Genomic DNA, 16,727 nt, shown 5'->3' with positions numbered 1-16,727 from the left:
AAGGGACGGGCGCAACATCCTTCTTTAGAACCCGGTTTCAGTCACCCATGTGGCGATCATGCCGAGACTTTCAAGATAACAGCATCATGTCCGGTTGCCTCGACGAATTTGACCAGGTCCGCGGCAGCGATGGAAGTCGTCGCTTCGTTGGTCAGCGGGTGGGCATTGACCACCGCATGGCTCATCAGCACCTCGTCCAACACGACCTTGATCCTTCGCTCGGTGTCGTTGATCAGCCCGAACACCGTGACCGCGCCCGGGACGACGCCGAGAAGCTCCATCAGCATCTCCGGCCGGCCGAAGGACACGCGCCCGGCAGCGCCGATCAGATGGTGTATATGCTTGAGATCGACCACCGCCTCCTCGCCGACGCTGACCAGGAAGAAATTGTCCTTCTTGTCCTTGAGGAACAGGTTCTTGGTATGGCCGCCGGCAATCTCGCCGCGCAGCGCCTGCGAATCGGCGACCGTGAACAGCGGCGGATGCCGCCGCGTCGATACTTCGATCCCGAGTCCGGCGAGAAAGGCGAAAAGTTCGGCTTCGGTCTTCGGCATCGGTCTTTCTTCTGATGGCCCGCTTTCAACTGCTTGTTCGACTAACGCCGTTTACGGCCAATGATGCTGCCAAGACAAGCCCGTCGCGCAACGCGGGGGCGATTGCCTTGCGACGTCTCGCAGGAGGCTTGTTCGCATTGCCGACGAAGCAAAAAGCCTGCGAATTCCCTGTTGCAATCGCCGCGCTCTTCAGCCATATAGGCGCGGCTTGCGGCCCAAAAGCCGCGCGAGCGGGTGTAGCTCAGGGGTAGAGCACAACCTTGCCAAGGTTGGGGTCGAGCGTTCGAATCGCTTCACCCGCTCCAGTTTCCTTGAGGGGAACCAAGCGATTAAGAGGCGCCTTTCGGGGCGCCTTTTGCTTACGTGGCGAAAAGAGTGTCCCTGCCATGGGCGATGCGCGGAAAGCCGCACTGTGACCAGCAGGTGTCGCAGCTTTTCTATTCCGTTGTGCTAGCTTTTTTTCTGCGCCGAATAGTGTGCGACTGCGCGACGGCCATTTTCAACTCGGGCGTGATCTCCAACGGTGCATTCTCTGCCCCATGTTGGTTCTGTAGCCCCTGGACCTGGACGGTCGGAAATGGGAGTTCGATTCCCTGCTCCTTGAAGACCTGGCGGAGGCGTACATAGAATTTGCGTTTCATACCGAAGGCGCCTCCCGGCTTGGTTGTGGCCTTGACCCTCAATACGATGCCGTATTCGCCGAACTCCTGTACGCCCTGCATCTTGATCGGGTCGAGCACCCAGTGTTTGAACTCGGGATCTTCCGCCAGTTCGAGGCCGATCCGCTTGATCAGCTTGCGAGCGAAGTCGATATCAGTGTCATAACCAACGGTGATGTTGAATTTGTCGATAACCCAGTCACGGCTCTGGTTCTGGACTGCCCCGAGTTCACCGAAAGGTATCGTGAACAGCGGACCACGATGGTGGCGCAGCTTCACCGAGCGCAGCGAAAAGCTTTCCACAGTACCCTTGTAATTGCCCGATGAAATGTATTCGCCAACACGGAACGCATCATCGAGCAGAAAAAACACGCCTGAAATGACGTCCTTGACAATGGTTTGTGCCCCAAAGCCCACGGCGACGCCGACGACGCCAGCGCCGGCGATCAATGGGCCGATCTGGATACCCAGCGAGGCGAGCATCATAAGCACCGCCATCACGATGATCGATGCGAGCAGAATATTCTGGAGGATCGGCAAGAGCGTGTGCAGCCGCGCCTGCTGCGGATCGAGGATCGGGACGTCCTCGTCGCTGATCACAGGGTGCGGTGTTTCGATGCCCAGCTTTCGTTCGATCAAAGCTTTGATGATCGACCAGCCGAAGTCGGCGGCGAGGGCAATGACCACGACATTGATCAAGCCGCGCAATATGAACGTCGTCGTCGTATCGCTGTCCCGCATGGATTGCATGTCCAGACCCCAGACACGTGCGAGAAGGTAAGCCGCCGCCAGGATGAAAATCATTCGGATTCCGCGATCGATGACAGCGATCGTCACCGCCGGGATCGTGGGCCGGCCGACATCTTCCGAACCTGGCCGCAGAACGAAATTAACCCCGCGCTGCGTCACCACGATTGCCAAAGGCAGGAAGAATGCGGCGAAGGTGAACCAGAAGTATGTATAAAGGCCGGCGATACGCTGCAGGAACAGGACGACGAAATAAGCAGTCAATAGCCATGTCGCTTCCGTGTGACCGATGTGGCGCGCACCGTCTCGCTGCGTTCTTGGCCGACGCCAAATGGCGAGCAGCAGGAGCAACAGCAGCACGAAATCGGCGCCCAGTGACAGGACCATCATTCCGTCCTGATCGATGCCGAGACCTGGCAAGAGGATAAACGCGGCGCCGAAGAAGGCGAAGACGCCGACGATCCGGGGTAGCCAATAGGACCAATGGTCAGCCGCTTCGTTGGTGATCGGCAAAGCACGAACCTCGACGGCGTTCTCGACGTTCATGAAGGAAGGGACGAGCATCGCCATGACGTACATGCGCACACCCCATGTAACGACTGCCGCCATCAGAAATGTCAGTACAATCTCGCGGATAAGCATCGGCCAGTCGAACAACATGAACGCGCCGGCGCTGCCCAGTGCGAAAGAGACTATCAGCATGCTGGAATAAAGCAGGCGGCCACCAATCTTCTTGGCTCGCCCAACGGGCGTATCCTTCGGTTGCGCGATAATCCAAAGACGAAATGGACGGGTGAGCTTGAACGTTGCCCAAGTGAGTGCCAGGCCGGCAGCGATGAACATTGCAATCAGCACAAATACGCCGGCAGGCCCCTTGCTGGACATATCCTCCATCGTCTCTGCCCGAACGCGCGCGAACTGGCCTGGCAGCAAGGGCAAAGTTCGCACGATTCTTTCGATATGATGCCTGATTCCATCGAGCGTCGAGGATGCCATCGTATTCATCTGGCCTGGTGCGGCCACGGCGCCGGACGATGCGTCGGTCGGCGAAGCCCCTCTCTCGGCGGGCGCTCCCGTTGACCCGGCGTCCTGATTTCGCTGTTCGGCCACCCAGGCCTTCACTGACGGATCGTCGAGAAGCTCGAACAACTGTTTGACCCTTTCAGGCGGGACGGTCGCCGGCGCCTGCGCCTGCGCCTGACCAGCCAACAAAAGGGCGATCCCAAAGACGAGCGGCCTGGCAATCAGGGCAAACATCGCAGTCAGGTCTCCGAGACGCCGTGCCGGGCGCGCCAGGTTCCTGGCTCCCAATCGTCGAGTCATGAGTGGCATCGTGCTGTTAACCTTCCGGTCAGATCGGCGAGCAACGACATCTATGTCCGTTGTTGCCCTACCTTGAAGAAACCGATGTTGCGGTGCAAGACGTCATCGTTCCGAGCCAGACCGTTGCGCCGGGTACTTGGCGGTGTTTATTTAGCCGCGGGGGCAGGGCATTCCGACCTCGGCCCAGGCCTCCGGCCAGTTCTATGAACTGGGCATCGACGTTAAATCTCAGGAACTGATTTCCTGAGTTGACCAGGACAGACCTTTGGCGGTCGCTCGGTGGTCAACTGCTTCGCGCACCGCTGCGGACATTCGAAACCATGATGTTGCTTGAGATGCAATGCGCTTCCGGGTCGGCACTGCCATGCGGCAAATCAGGCCGGGAGCCGCCACATTCGCACACGACCTGTACCACGCAATTCCGTTTCCTCGAGCGGGTCGCAAGCAAAATTTGGTCCAAGCAGTTGATGAGTTGCATCCGAAATACGGATTTCATCGGGCTCCGCGGACGTTTGGATACGTGCGGCGAGATTAACGGTGTCGCCCCATAGGTCATAGGCAAACCGCCTTTTGCCTATGACGCCCGCCACGATTGGTCCTGAGTGAATTCCAATTCTGAGTCTTATCGGTTCTCCTGCGAAGCGTTCGAGCTTAACCGCCTTCCGCAGTTCAAGCGCATAGTGCGCAAGGGCTTCCGCATGATCGGATCGCGCGGCGGGCAGGCCAGCGACCACCATCACACAATCGCCGATTGTCTTGATCTTTTCGCAGCCGTATCGCTCCGAGAGCAGATCCGCCGCTTTGAAGAAGTAATTTAAAATAGCGAGCGTCGTCACGGCTCCGACGTTCCGCGCTCTTTCCGTAAAACCGACGATGTCGGCAAAAAGCACACTCACCTCTGCGTAGTTGTCTGCAATTTCTTCGTGCGCTTTTAGCCGCTCCGCGATAGACGCCGGAAGAATGTTGAGGAGCAGGGCTTCGGCGCGCTGGTATTCACGCGACAATCCCTCTTGGCTCGCCCTCAACGCCTCGTTCATCGATTGTAATTTCTCGTTGAGTTGACGCTCCCTCTCTTGCAGGAGCGTCATTTCATAAGCCTTCTGTTGAAGCCGCTGCCTATTGTCGCGTTCGGCATTGGCGTCAAGAAAGAGCAGCCACACGCAGGCATTGTCAGCAAAAAGATGGAGGTCCGCGACACGCCCGCTGGGAAGTTCGACCATGGCCATATCATATGGAAGCTCCGGGCAGGGCAACAAACCTTCCATGAATTCAAGCTGCTCGGCAACAGACTTACCTATGCGAACTGACGAGAGTCCGTAATGTTTAACGTTACCGCCCTTCGCAGCTATGCAAAGCTGGGCGTCGATTTTCAGATATGCGACCGAGCGCTCGTTGTAGAAGAAATCGTAAATCCAGCTTTTAACTTCTCTTGGCAAGACGTGCATGGTTTATTTGCTGACCATCGAAGCAAGTTGACGAAACGCATCATCAACATGCTCACCCGAAAGCGCACTTGTTAGATAGACTTGCCATCCAAGTTGCCTCAGTTCGTCAATTTCACTATCCGATATTGCCCACCGATCGGCCAGATCGGATTTGTTGAACAGCAATACAAACGGCATAGCGCCGAATTCAGCCTCGGCCCGCTCGCGCAACGTGAGCGCCACGGCAAGAGTAGCAGCGCGTGTTCCATCGACGACAAGCACGAGCCCACTCGCACCTCGCACATAGCTGACGCGGAATGAGCCGATATCGTCTTCGCCGGCCAAATCCCACAAAATCAGATCCACGGTTTTGTCCGGGAATGCGACGCTCTTCTTGTCGATTTTCACTCCCACCGTGGTCAAGTAGGTTTCTGAAAAGATGCTTTGCACAAACCTGCGAACCAGACTGGTCTTTCCGACAGCGAACCCGCCCAACATGCAGATCTTCTTTTGCAATATCCTGGGCTCCGCCTAGTGGAAGTTTACCGTAACCGAAACTCTGCGGTTGGCGGAGTTCCCGGTTCGGCTATTTTCAATCTCCGCTGGCTCAAAGGTGCCCGCGCCGCGAACCAAGAGCAACTCCGGATCGACGCCGCGCTTCTTGAGAAGCGCACGAACTGTTTCCGCGCGCGCGGCGCTGATCGACAACTTGGCCGTTTCACGGCCCGTCTCGTCCGAATGGCCGGTCAACATGAACTGTGCTGTTACGCCTGCCTTGCGGGCGGCCTTGGCCAATTCCTTCAACTGATTCGCCAATTTGTCGAGAACCGGCAGTTGCTCTGGTCCCGGTACAGCCTTGCCAGAATCGAACAAAATGTCGACCGCTTGAATAGCCTCCCTCAAATGAGTGAGTTGCGGAGGGGTCAACTCACGCAGCTCGGAGATTTCTAGAGAGAGTCCGTCCGCGGACAGCTGTTGGGCGGCGACCCGCGCCCGATCTATCCAGGCGGCAGGAGCTTCACCCTGGGCAACGATGCGATCCTTGATGATCGAAAGCCGTACTGAATCCGGCGGAGTCAGCGACGCCATCAGCCGCTTCACCACGAACTTCGGATCAAGGCTTTGATAGAATTGCCACTGTGAATGAACGCGAGCAGGATCGACCCCTGTTCCGGACAGCAGAGCCTTCGGGTCGGCGGCCTGCGGGTCTCTCAGGCCGGAAATATAGAAATGTCCGCCCCTCGCCGTTTGTTGGGCGACGATGATTCCCGCTTGGGCCTCCAGTCGCGACACATAAGTCTGCCAGTGCTCCGCCGCGCGTGCTTCGGGGCTCACATCACGAACCCTGGAGATGTCGAATTCCGGTCCGCCTGCCGAAAGCTGTCGGGCCGCTGCGCGTGCGAGATCTATCCAGGTGTCGGGAGCCTCACCCTCGGCAACGATGCGATCATTGACGATCGAAAGCCGAACCGATTTCGGCGGGGTCAGCGACACCACCAGCCGCTTCAGGACGAACTTCGGATCAAGGCTCTGATAGAATTGCCACTGTGAATGAACGCGAGCAGGATCGACCCCTGTTCCGGACAGCAGAGCCTTCGGGTCGGCGGCCTCCGGGTCTCTCAGGCCGGAAATATAGAAATGTCCGCCCCTCGCCGTTTGTTGGGCGACGATGATTCCCGGTTGGGCCTCCAGTCGCGACACATAGGCCTGCCAGCGCTCCGCCGCGCGTGCTTCGGGGCTCACATCACGAACCCTGGAGATATCGAATTCCGGTCCGCCTGCCGAAAGTTGTTGGGCCGCTGCGCGCGCCCGATCTATCCAGGTGTCGGGAGCCTCACCCTCGGCAACGATGCGATCATTGACGATCGAAAGTCGTACTGAATCCGGCGGAACCAGCGACGCCGTTAGCCGCTTCAACACGAACTCCGGATCAAGACTCTGATAGAATTGCCACTGCGAATGAACGCGGGCGGGATCGACCTGCGTTCCGGCCAACAGAGCCTGCGGGTCGGCGGCAAGCGGGTCTCTCAGGCCGGCAATATAGAATTGGCCATCGCGCACCTTTTGTTCGGCAACGATGATGCCCGGCTGGGTCCCCAGTCGCGACACATAGGCCTGCCAGCGCTGCCCGGATTGCCAAGAAAGAAAGAACCAACCGCCTGCCGGAATCAAAACCAGCAGGACTGCAGCGACTACCAGCCACGGAAATCCCTGGTTTGATTCCTCCTGCTTCAGTTCAACGCAGGTCTGCAACTGCGTCTCTACGCCGGCCAACTGCGAACTGTCGCCGTCAAACTGCTCTAGAGCCTGTGAGCATTCATCATGGATGCGAAGCAATACATCGCGAATTATTTCATGTAATTCCTCCGGCGGATTTCCCCGGATCACCGCAACCAAGGTCGCAAACGGTCCAACTTCCGACCAGAGACGAAGCTCTCCGAAACGAATAGTGTCCAGGCCACTCTGTCCTTTCTCGTTAAATGAGTCTTTTACAAAATCTTGAATTGCACTAAGCATAGAAGAAATGAGTTGAGGGTCTTCGCTAGTTGCATTATCGGCAGTTACATGCGCTATCAAAAGCCCGGAATTGCGGTTGATGAGAAACACATGTTCCACACGATAGACAAGAGAATGCTTAAGAACAACTTCTGAGAAGCTTGCTCCTGTCCTCCAAGCTTCAAGTCTCCACTTGAGCCCATGCCAGGTAAATATATGTCTTAAAGTTTCATTCAGCGATTGAAAGGTCTGGTCGATCTTTTCGCCGATCGACTTGCGAATAGCCGGCAGAAACACCGGGTACAATATATCCGTCAGCGTACGCGGGCTCTTCTGGATGGACCGTTGCACGGCCCTCTCGACAGCTGGCGCAAGGGCCTCTCCGAGTTGCGCATGAGGCGCACGTGCGGCTGCACGGGGGAGAACGCTCCCCACTGCAGCCGCAAGCTGCTCGGGTTCGTCGAGCAGGTGCGTAACTCGTGAAAGCTCCGAAATTTCGCGGCCGACCAGCAACTGGCGCAGCGTTGCCATGCGAGGGTCGGCGGTTGGGATTCCGTCGAGACGCGCACGATAGTCCGGATCAACGTTCCGGGCAATTTCGATCAAAAGGCGAGCCAGAGCCTCGCGATCAATCTCTGTATCGTTCGAAGCTGCTCTTTGAGGGAGGCTGATTGGGTCGACAGTCGACGTCAAGTTCCGATCAACTCACTTTCCAGGTACGCTCCGAGTTGTTCTTGCTGCCGACGGGATCCTGATTTAGACATTTTGCAACCTCGACAAACAGGCCAGCCAAAAGATTTCGGTCGGTCTTAACATTGCCAAGATCGGAAAACATTTTCTCCATCAGCATCTGAATGCTTTCATTCTTTTGCTTGATTTCCTCACGCAGCAAATGATCGTTTCGATTTATCCGGTCCGCAACTTCCCGCTCAAGCTCGCTCAACTGATCCGACAACGCGCGCACCTGCTTTTCGAGCGCCTGATTTTGCTCGCGAAGATTCCGATCAATCTCCTTATCGGCGTCGGCTCGCGCGTCTTTTTCGTTCCGCAATTGCGCCGCAAGCGAGTCGACCTGCTTCTTTGCATTTGACTCGTACATTTCAAGATTGCGCTTGGCCTCGGATTCGACATCCTTGAAGCGCTGCAAGACCCGTTCTTCAAGCTTGGAAAAGCGGCGGTCATAGTCCTGCATCTGGTTGCCGAACAGCAGATCACGTATCTTGTCGACACCTACAGCGTCGCCGGGGGCCCCGCTCTCGCGAGCCTGGCCCGCCATGAAGGTCAGCCCGCTTCCGTCTGCATTACTTATCAGATTTGCGTCCGCTTTATTTGCTGAAGAAGCGGTATTCGAAGATTCCTTGGCCATCTTTATGCCCCCTTCTTTGAACAATTGCCACAGTGCACCACTCAGAAACCAGCAAGCATGCCAGCAAAATACCCGGCTCGCAAGCCAGAATCTTCTTGGCTTAAGCCAATTCGTGCCTCCCTTTTACATCTCTTGGACTAGCAGCAAATGCACGAGTTCCGATTGATGTCGCTCTCGCATCTCTTTGTGATAGCAGCCGTAACCGGCTAATCTAATCGATCATTGGACGCAATCTACTATCGAAATGAGTAATACAATGTCAGGCTATAGCTACTGGAGCGCAATTAAGTAGCGCAGACTCATTAGAAGTGTCTAAAGTAGCTGGTCTGGCGGTCCACGTACCGTCTCGCACCCGACTGTATACTGCGACGATCAGCTTCCGATGCGGGCCCAACGGTAGAAGGAAGGTCTTCTTTCGCACGGAGAATGGCTGTTCGAGAATGCACCTCGGAATCGAGGCGTTTCGGTCGATAGGAGGGGAGCGACAGTCCCAATAACTGCAGTCATTCACACCAAAGCTTCAGTGGGCGGCATTTGTTGCGCCCCCAATTGCAAAAGACGTCAGGTTGCCATAGCTATTGCACTCATACGGTGCCCGGGACCGCCGCCTGTGGTCATGGCGCCGACTCCGGGGATCGACATGAGTATGCGGCATGCTTGGCTTTGACGTGCATCTGCGACAGCTGGCGCCCAAGCTCGGCGGCACGGATGCGAATGCTGTGCCAGGCTTCCAACTTCGGTAGCACGACAGGAGCAAGCTCGCTCTGCAGCCAAATGGCGGCGTCGCGGCGGCTCGGAAGAGTTCGCAGGAGACTGTTTGGACGCAGCGTCCCTGAGGACCGTTTCCTTTGGCAGGAAATCGCCGGATATGTTTCGGGACTCTTGTTCTACCTTCGAACCAACGCGCGGGTTACACGGCGTGGCGCATAATCCCTTGGTTTCAATCGTGGTTCCTGCGCACAACGCGGAGGTAACGCTGGCGCGCGCACTCGATTGCCTTCTCGATCAGGAAATAGTGGATTGGGAGGCGATCATCGTCGACGACGCCTCCACGGACCGCACCCCCGCGATCATCGCCGGTTATGTGGAGCACGATGCCCGGTTTCGGACGTTGAGCTCTTGCGCGTATAGCGCCGCCGGCGCGCGCAATATCGGGATGTCGACAGCGCGCGGCCACTGGCTCATGTTTCTGGATGCGGACGATTGGGTGGATGCCAGCTTCCTTGCGAAAATGCTGGCCGCACTTGAAGCCGCGCCCGATGCGGTCGCCGCCTATTGCGGTTCCCGGCGCGTGATGCCCGATGGCGAACTCACCCAGTCGAGCATCGCGACGGAGGTTGCGATCCAGCCCTTCGAAACATTCGCGCGCCGGTGCGCGATCCGCACTCACGCGCTGCTCGTCGACCGGAAGACAATTGCCGAGTTGGGCGGCTTCGATGTGTCGCTGCGCACCTGCGAGGACTGGGATCTGTGGCAGCGCCTCGCACGTCTAGGCAAACATTGGGTGATGGTCGACGAGCCGCTCGCTTTTTATCGGGTCAGCCCCAACTCGCTCAGCCGCAATTCGACGCAGATGCTGGCAGATGCGGAAATCGTGATCGCCCGCGGCTTTTCCGCCGATCCCAGGGTCAAACACCCGGCATCGGCTCACGCCAATGGAGCGACCGACGCGAATGGCCACACCGCTTCAGAAGCACTCGCGTGGTTCGCGTTGTGGAACGCCGCATCGGATTGCGGCTGCGGCTCGCGCTCGATCAACCCGCAGTCCCTGCGCACGCTCCCGGCAGGACGTAAGTGGGCGCGTGAGATCGCCAAGGTGGCCGTCGATGGCCTTATGGTAGGAAGCCTGTCGGTGCCAGCGCAATTGGCTGCCAGGTGGGACAGGTTCGGCGGCTCCCTCACCGAGTTGATCATCGAACTCGGCAAGGTCTGGAATAATCCCGACGCGGCTCGCCGCGTGCAGTATCACTTTGAGCAAATGCTGCTCGATGTCGACGATCTTGCCGCGCCGCGCAGGCTGGCGCGGACACTTGGAATTCGTGTCGACGCGCGAAATCCGGCCTCGATCGAAGTGCCGGAAGGAATCGATCAAATCTATGCCCATCTGATGATGGATGGCCAGATCGAGGCTCTCGTGCAGTTCGGCGTACTCGGGAGAGTGACAAGGCGTCATTGGATTGAATTGATCCTGAATTTCGTGCCCCCTGAGCGGCCTATGCACAGTGCCGCGCGACTTGCGAGGCGATCGCCTGTAGATGCACCGCAAAAGGGCGCCGGTGCCGACAAGTCAAACATGTTTGCAGCCGAGGCATTGTTGTCCATGGCGGGACGCCGGTCTGATCGGGACAGCCATTTCGGCAAACTCGCGGGATTGGCCGCGGACGCGCAGGCGCTGGTTCGGTCGAGCGCCGAAACTAAAGAGCCTTTTACAGCGCCGCGCCGTGCACGGGCCGCGGATGGGCGCGACAATGATCGCACATCTTTCTGGAATCGCCATTTCGCGACCGAGGATCCCTGGAACTACGGTTCGCCCTATGAGCAGGAAAAATATGAGCGGCAGCTCGAAATTCTGCCTGCCGGTCCCATCGGACGGGCGCTTGAGCTGGCCTGCGCGGAGGGCCACTTCACGCGGCAGCTGGCGCCGCGCGTGGGCCATTTGACCGCAACTGACATCTCCGCCGTAGCCGTCGGACGGGCGCGCGCGCGATGCAGCGATCAGCCGAATGTTGAGTTCGGCTTACTGGATTTCTCTGCGGACACGCTGCCGGGCGAAATGGATCTGATCGTGTGTTCGGAAGTGCTCTACTACCTGGATGATCTCGCCGATGTGCGGCGCATCGCCAAAAAACTCATTGAGGCGTTGGCGCCTGGCGGCAGTTTCATCAGCGCACACGCATTCGTGCTACGAGACAATGTTGGAAGGACGGGCTTCGACTGGAACACATTCGGTGCACAAGCGATCTCAGAAACGCTGGCAGCGACCGACGGCCTCGTCCTCGAGCAATCGATCCAGACCGAGCTCTACCGCATAGACCGCTTCCGCCGCCTGTCACCAGGCGACGTGGCGACGGAACCAATGGTAGATCATGTGCCAATCCGCGCACCCGTTGAAATCGGGGTCGCGCGAAATATCGTCTGGGGCGGGGCGCGGGCCTTGCGCCGCGACGTGGCACATAGCGAGCGGCGGCAGCGTATCCCCGTCCTCATGTATCACAGCGTCGCCGATGAAGGTCCGGCCGCGCTCGCCCGTTTTCGGCTCGCGCCCGCCGCATTCGCCAGCCAAATGGCATGGCTGCGCGCCAATGGCTTTCACGCGATTAGGTCCGAGCAGCTGGAATGGTTCATCGTCAACCGTCAGCCTTTCGTTGGCCGCCCAGTGCTCATCACGTTCGATGACGGCTTCCAGAACTTTGCCGACCATGCCTGGCCGGCCTTGCGCACGAACGACCTGACCGCGGAAGTGTTCCTGGTGACGGACTTGGTGGGTGAAAGTGCACAATGGGACGCCTACAGCGGCCCGCCGACGCAGCTTATGGACGCCGGGACGGTGCGACGCCTCGCCGGCGAAGGTGCGTTCTTCGGAAGCCATCTGGCGACGCATCGCGCGATCGATGGTCTGTCGAGCTCTGACTTGGCCGCCGAGCTCCTGCGCTCTCGTATGTTCATCGAACGATGGACCGGTCGGCCAACCACGGCGTTCGCGGCACCCTTCTCTGTCACCGACCGACGGCTTGGCAGGCTGGCCAAGGAGTGCGGCTATCGAATCGGCTTCGGCGGCAGACACGGGCCGGCGGACCTCGATTGCGATCCCATCGACCTTCCGCGCATCGAGATTCGCGGAGATCACTCGCTCGATGATTTTGTTGGCAAAGTCGAGGCCGTGCTCGCATGAACGGTGAACTTGTCAGTAGATTTGTAACAAATTGGTTCCGCTTTTTATTCGGTGTCCCGCCCGCTTACCTCGTTCGCAAGTCTATTGGGCGACTTGGGATACGGCTGACATCAGCTCCTGCGGGCTTGGCGCCCCAAACATGTATCGCCCACCCTCTGGAACCTCCGTGAAGCTCCAGCGGACGATCCCCTGCCGGTCCAGCAGGAACTGACCGACCAATTGTCCGTGTCCCGTTGCTAGCATCTGCTCGTCGGCTTCGGTCAGCTCGTAGTGGTCCCTCTTGTTGAGGATTTCGCTGGCCGCAAGAGGATCCATAGGACCGGGCAACTCGCCTGGTATGTCGACCCGCATATCCTTTGCCGCTGCCATCGAGACCTTGTACGGCCAGTTCGTCTCGTTTTGGGTGAATTCGAGATTGGGCAGTCCAAAAGCACGATGTGAAGCGCGTTCAGGATCGGAGGCCGCAAGCAGATTCGGCATCGGATGGTAGCGGAAATAGAGACGCGCCCGTTCGATCGGCGTGTTGACCACCGTCAGGCTCTCCACCCCCTTTTCGCGCAGCTCCGGATCAAGCCGCGCCTGGGCGGCGATATGGCGCCGGCAAAACGCGCAATGCAGACCTCGAAACAGGCCGACCAGCACCGGTTTTTGGCCGCGAAAATCGTCAAGCGCGATCTTGCCTTCCTGGGTAATGGCGTCGAGTACCACGTTTGGCGCACGGTCGCCCGGTTGAAGCGGCACCAAGTCACTACGCGCGGACATTTCCAACCTCCAACCCCGGCTAGTCGAGAAAAGGCAGCACCACAAGCGCTTCCGGGTCGAGCCCGTGCTGGGCGCATATACCCTGCGCCAGGGAAAAGTAGCGTTCGGCCTCGGCCAGATTGTCGAGGTCGAGATTAAGCGTTGCGAGACCATCATAACACGGAAACAGCAGTTGGGGTTCGCCCGTTTCGCGAGCTACGTCCAGTGCTTCGTGGAACAACCCAACCGCCAGGTCCGGACGGCCGTTGCACTGGTGGATCTGCCCAAGCACGATCAACGGCACCGGCAGGTGCTCGCGCTGGTCGAGCGCCCGGTCGATCTCGATGGCCTTCTCGGCAGCAGGCACGCCCTCCGTTGGACAGCGATCCGTGAAAGTACAACAAGCGACCGCCAGATTGGCGAGGAGGCGCGCCTGGAAACCCAAATCACCAATACGGCGCGCCACTTCAAGACCGCGCCGACAGACCTCCATCGCCTTTGCGGGATCGATGGTCGTGTAAAGCACGCCGAGATTGGTGTAGCCGCGGCAGGCCGCGCCCAGCAGACCGGCGGCTTCGGCCAATTCAATGCTACGCTCAACCTGACGCACGGCCTCACGGTTTCGCCCAAGGCGAGCCAGCGCGACAGCCTTGGTATTGAGTGCCTCGGCGGTCACAAGAGTGGCATCACACCTTACCTCGGAGACATGCTCCGTTGTCAGTGTGCCTACGCAATCCAGCGCCGCGTCTGCCCATTTTGCCGCGAGAGCGTGATCTCCGCTACGGAACGCCTGTCGGCCACGTTCTTGCCACAGATGCGCCTGCTCGATCGGGGCATCCGCTCCATCGAGGAGCGCTGCCGCCTCAGCATAGCGGGGTTCTGCCTTGTCCCGCTTGCCGACATCCCAGAGTAGCCGACCGATCTTACGCAAAACTCGCGCCGAGGCGACGCGATTGGCCGACTCGCGGTATGCCTGCAACACCGTCTCGTAGTGGTGGTGCGCGATCTCGCGGCGGCCTGCCGGGCCGCTCAAATCGGCAATGCGCTCTGCAATTGCCAGTTTGAGCGGTGTTTGCCCGATCGCGCCCAACGCAGCCAGTGCTCGCTCGTAGAAACGAAGGGCGTCGTCGTTGGCATATATCATGCGAGCGCGATCGCCTGCCGCCTGCAGGTAATGCGCGCCCTTCTCCCGCTCGGCGCTCTGTGCAAAATGATGACCGAGCACGGTCAAATCCTCGAGCCGTTCCGGCTCGTCGCCGCACAGTTGCTCCAAGGCAGCACCGATCCGCCCGTGGATTTCGGTCCGGCGTTGCAGGAGCAGATTCTGGTAGATCACGTCCTGCAGCAATGTTTGCGTAAAGCGGTAGATTTGAGACGAGACCGAGCCTGATCCGGCAACTTCCTCGATGATTTCCGCATCGCAAAGCAGTTCGCAGCCGGCTTCGAGCCGGCCGGGGTCGGCTGTCACGGTTTTCAGAAGTGTGGCATCGAAGCGCGGGCCGATTACCGCGGCCTCCTGGGCCAACCGGCGCACCTCTTGGGGCAGCCGGTCGACGCGGGCAAGCAACATTGCCTGGATAGTGGCGGGGATGCCGGTTGCGACTTCGCCTGCCACAGTCCGCCATCGCTGGCCCTCTCGCATCAGTACACCGCGATCGATAAGGCCGCGAACGATTTCCTCCACAAAAAGGGGGTTGCCGCCCGCGCGCTCGAGGATCTGGTCGAGAAGCCCTCCCGCGGAGCTTACCCAGCTCTCGCCGAAAAGCGCTGCCAGCAGGCTGCGTCCGTCATCATTGTTGAGTGGCGGAAGCCTGAGCGCTGTGTGACTGACCCGACTTGAGTCGAGCTGGTCGTTGTCCGGCGCCGGACGATGCGTGACCAGCAACATCAACCGCGTGCGTTCCAACCTGTCCATCACGAAACGTAGTGCCTCGAGCGACACGGCGTCGGCCCAGTGCAGGTCTTCGACGACAATCAATAGCGGCGACAACGCAAGCCGCCGTTCGATGATTGTGCGGACTGCGTAGAGAATTTGCCGCCGCAGCTGCTCGGGCTCGACATGCTGCAAGGTGGCATCGGGGTCGCCAAGGCCAAGCACATGGTAGAGCAAAGGCATCAGCCGCTTCGCCTCCTCGCCCTGCAGGCCGAGATCGGCAAGCAAGCCTGCGAGCTTCCCCCGCATTTCGTCCCCATTGTCGTTTTGCATCATCCCGGCAGCGCTGCGCACCACTGCGCCCAAGGCGCCAAAAGATTGTTCACCCAGCGGTGAGCACGTGGCCTGCCGCACGGCAACGTTGCGAAAACGCTCCTCGTCGCCGACGCGGGCGACGAACTCCTTCACCAGCCGCGATTTCCCGATGCCGGCTTCTCCGACGAGGCGGACAAGTTGGGCCGAGCCGCCGCACGCCTGGTCAAGGCTCGCCATCATTCTATTGAGCTCCGCACCACGACCTATTAGCGGCGCACTGAGGCCGAGCGCCTCGAGCCCGCGCGCTGCACGCGGCACCGCTAGCGGTGCGTCCAGTCGATGAACGAGCACGCTGCCAGCCTTGCCGCGAAACACGACATCACCCAGCGACTCGTAAGAGAAGGCATGCCGGGTCAGCCTGTGAGTGAGCTCGCCTACCAGCACCTCACCCGGTGCGGCCAGCGATTGCAGGCGTTGCGCCGTATTCACTGTGTCGCCGGTCACGGAATAGGATCTGGCGGTGCCGATGCCCAATCCGCCAGTAACGACCGGACCAGTGTTTATGCCGATGTGGAGTAACAGAGGCGAGCCGGAGTGGGGGGTGCTTTCGCCGAGCCGCGCCGTCCGGGCGATCATGTCGAGAGCGGCGCGAAGCGCACGTTCCGGATCGTCCTCATGCGCGACCGGCGCACCGAACAAAGCGAGCAGTGCATCGCCGATGAATTTGTCGACGAAACCACCAAAGTTTCGCACGGCCGCCGTCAATTCCTTGAACAGTTTGTTCTGCAGCGCTTGCATGACCTCGGGGTCGAGCTGCTCGCTGAGTGTCGTAAAGCCGCAAAGGTCGGCGAACAGGACCGTTACCGTCCGGCGATCGGCGTCAGAGACGGGATGCAGCCCTTCTTCGCTTTCGATGTTCGGAAGCAGCGACGGAGTTCGAGAAGGCGGCACAATGGTCCGGCTTGGTGCCGGAGCAGGCCGTTCGACGGCTTTTGCGGGCGCACCGACGCTTGCCCCACATTTCGGACAGAACTCGAAATCAGGTGCGCAGGTGTAGCCGCAACTGGCGCATGGCACGGGCTGGCGCCTGCCACACCTCGGACAGAAGGCGTAACCGCCCTCAATCTCGAAACCGCAGCCCGAGCAGTCCATCGAACAAGACCTCACTAGTGGCCGTGACGGCGTGATCTCGCCCGCACTTCACGGCCAGACTATTCACAAGGATGCACCGATAGTCGTCGACGGGCAAGCGGCAGCGAGCGATCCGTGTGGGTCCGGTGGCAGAGCGCTGCCCATTCGGGCGGCTGCGTGGCCGTCGTCTGCGAAAGTTCCCTCTT

The 16,727-nt window shown here is 59.3% G+C and carries 9 protein-coding genes, 1 tRNA gene and 1 pseudogene; 2 read left to right on the top strand and 9 right to left on the bottom strand.

The window, feature by feature from the left end:
• Window positions 1–56 precede the first annotated feature (56 nt).
• Complete coding sequence (locus NKI67_RS07980) at window positions 57–554, bottom strand: prolyl-tRNA synthetase associated domain-containing protein (protein WP_023675983.1); 498 nt, start codon at window positions 552–554, stop codon at window positions 57–59.
• A 230-nt stretch (window positions 555–784) separates the two neighbouring features.
• Between NKI67_RS07980 and NKI67_RS07975 the strand changes: the two genes are divergently transcribed.
• Window positions 785–859 (top strand) — tRNA-Gly (locus tag NKI67_RS07975).
• Between the two features lie 132 nt (window positions 860–991).
• Here the strand turns inward: NKI67_RS07975 and NKI67_RS07970 are convergent.
• From NKI67_RS07970 to NKI67_RS07945, 6 genes and pseudogenes are all read right to left on the bottom strand, one after another.
• On the bottom strand, window positions 992–3,217 hold the full coding sequence (locus tag NKI67_RS07970) for a mechanosensitive ion channel family protein (RefSeq protein WP_023675982.1): 2,226 nt from the start codon (window positions 3,215–3,217) through the stop codon (window positions 992–994).
• Between the two features lie 440 nt (window positions 3,218–3,657).
• Window positions 3,658–4,728 (bottom strand): adenylate/guanylate cyclase domain-containing protein, encoded by a 1,071-nt coding sequence (locus NKI67_RS07965; RefSeq protein ID WP_352644942.1) that lies wholly within the window; start codon window positions 4,726–4,728, stop codon window positions 3,658–3,660.
• Between the two features lie 3 nt (window positions 4,729–4,731).
• Entirely contained in the window at window positions 4,732–5,223 is a 492-nt protein-coding gene (locus NKI67_RS07960; RefSeq protein ID WP_245274668.1) for a Rab family GTPase, read from the bottom strand.
• Between the two features lie 15 nt (window positions 5,224–5,238).
• Window positions 5,239–7,809, bottom strand: coding sequence for an OmpA family protein (locus tag NKI67_RS07955; RefSeq protein ID WP_352644940.1), 2,571 nt, complete (start codon window positions 7,807–7,809; stop codon window positions 5,239–5,241).
• 94 nt (window positions 7,810–7,903) lie between these two features.
• On the bottom strand, window positions 7,904–8,569 hold the full coding sequence (locus NKI67_RS07950; RefSeq protein WP_031211579.1) for a DUF3450 domain-containing protein: 666 nt from the start codon (window positions 8,567–8,569) through the stop codon (window positions 7,904–7,906).
• A gap of 612 nt (window positions 8,570–9,181) precedes the next feature.
• Window positions 9,182–9,327, bottom strand: a pseudogene (locus tag NKI67_RS07945) (IS110 family transposase); the annotation flags it as partial.
• Window positions 9,328–9,437: 110 nt separating this feature from the next.
• Between NKI67_RS07945 and NKI67_RS07940 the strand changes: the two are divergent.
• The gene (locus tag NKI67_RS07940; protein WP_245274666.1) at window positions 9,438–12,461 is read left to right on the top strand and encodes a trifunctional glycosyltransferase/class I SAM-dependent methyltransferase/polysaccharide deacetylase; all 3,024 of its coding nucleotides are present in this window, start codon (window positions 9,438–9,440) and stop codon (window positions 12,459–12,461) included.
• 81 nt (window positions 12,462–12,542) lie between these two features.
• Here NKI67_RS07940 and NKI67_RS07935 read toward each other — a convergent pair whose 3' ends face one another.
• Together NKI67_RS07935 and NKI67_RS07930 are read right to left on the bottom strand one after the other, a co-directional pair.
• The gene (locus NKI67_RS07935; RefSeq protein WP_023675975.1) at window positions 12,543–13,223 is read right to left on the bottom strand and encodes a redoxin domain-containing protein; all 681 of its coding nucleotides are present in this window, start codon (window positions 13,221–13,223) and stop codon (window positions 12,543–12,545) included.
• 19 nt (window positions 13,224–13,242) lie between these two features.
• Complete coding sequence (locus NKI67_RS07930) at window positions 13,243–16,542, bottom strand: adenylate/guanylate cyclase domain-containing protein (protein ID WP_023675974.1); 3,300 nt, start codon at window positions 16,540–16,542, stop codon at window positions 13,243–13,245.
• Window positions 16,543–16,727: the final 185 nt, after the last annotated feature.

This window comes from Mesorhizobium sp. M0408 (assembly GCF_040321495.1).
GTDB lineage: Bacteria > Pseudomonadota > Alphaproteobacteria > Rhizobiales > Rhizobiaceae > Mesorhizobium.
This window is presented reverse-complemented; position numbering and strand designations above follow the sequence as displayed.

Excerpts from the sequence above, each read along its gene's own strand:
- NKI67_RS07965 (WP_352644942.1), bottom strand. The coding sequence starts at position 4,728 with ATGCACGTCTTGCCAAGAGAAGTTAAAAGCTGGATTTACGATTTCTTC.
- NKI67_RS07930 (WP_023675974.1), bottom strand. The coding sequence starts at position 16,542 with ATGGACTGCTCGGGCTGCGGTTTCGAGATTGAGGGCGGTTACGCCTTC.
- NKI67_RS07950 (WP_031211579.1), bottom strand. The coding sequence starts at position 8,569 with ATGGCCAAGGAATCTTCGAATACCGCTTCTTCAGCAAATAAAGCGGAC.
- NKI67_RS07935 (WP_023675975.1), bottom strand. The coding sequence starts at position 13,223 with ATGTCCGCGCGTAGTGACTTGGTGCCGCTTCAACCGGGCGACCGTGCG.
- NKI67_RS07980 (WP_023675983.1), bottom strand. The coding sequence starts at position 554 with ATGCCGAAGACCGAAGCCGAACTTTTCGCCTTTCTCGCCGGACTCGGG.
- NKI67_RS07970 (WP_023675982.1), bottom strand. The coding sequence starts at position 3,217 with ATGTTTGCCCTGATTGCCAGGCCGCTCGTCTTTGGGATCGCCCTTTTG.
- NKI67_RS07940 (WP_245274666.1), top strand. The coding sequence starts at position 9,438 with ATGTTTCGGGACTCTTGTTCTACCTTCGAACCAACGCGCGGGTTACAC.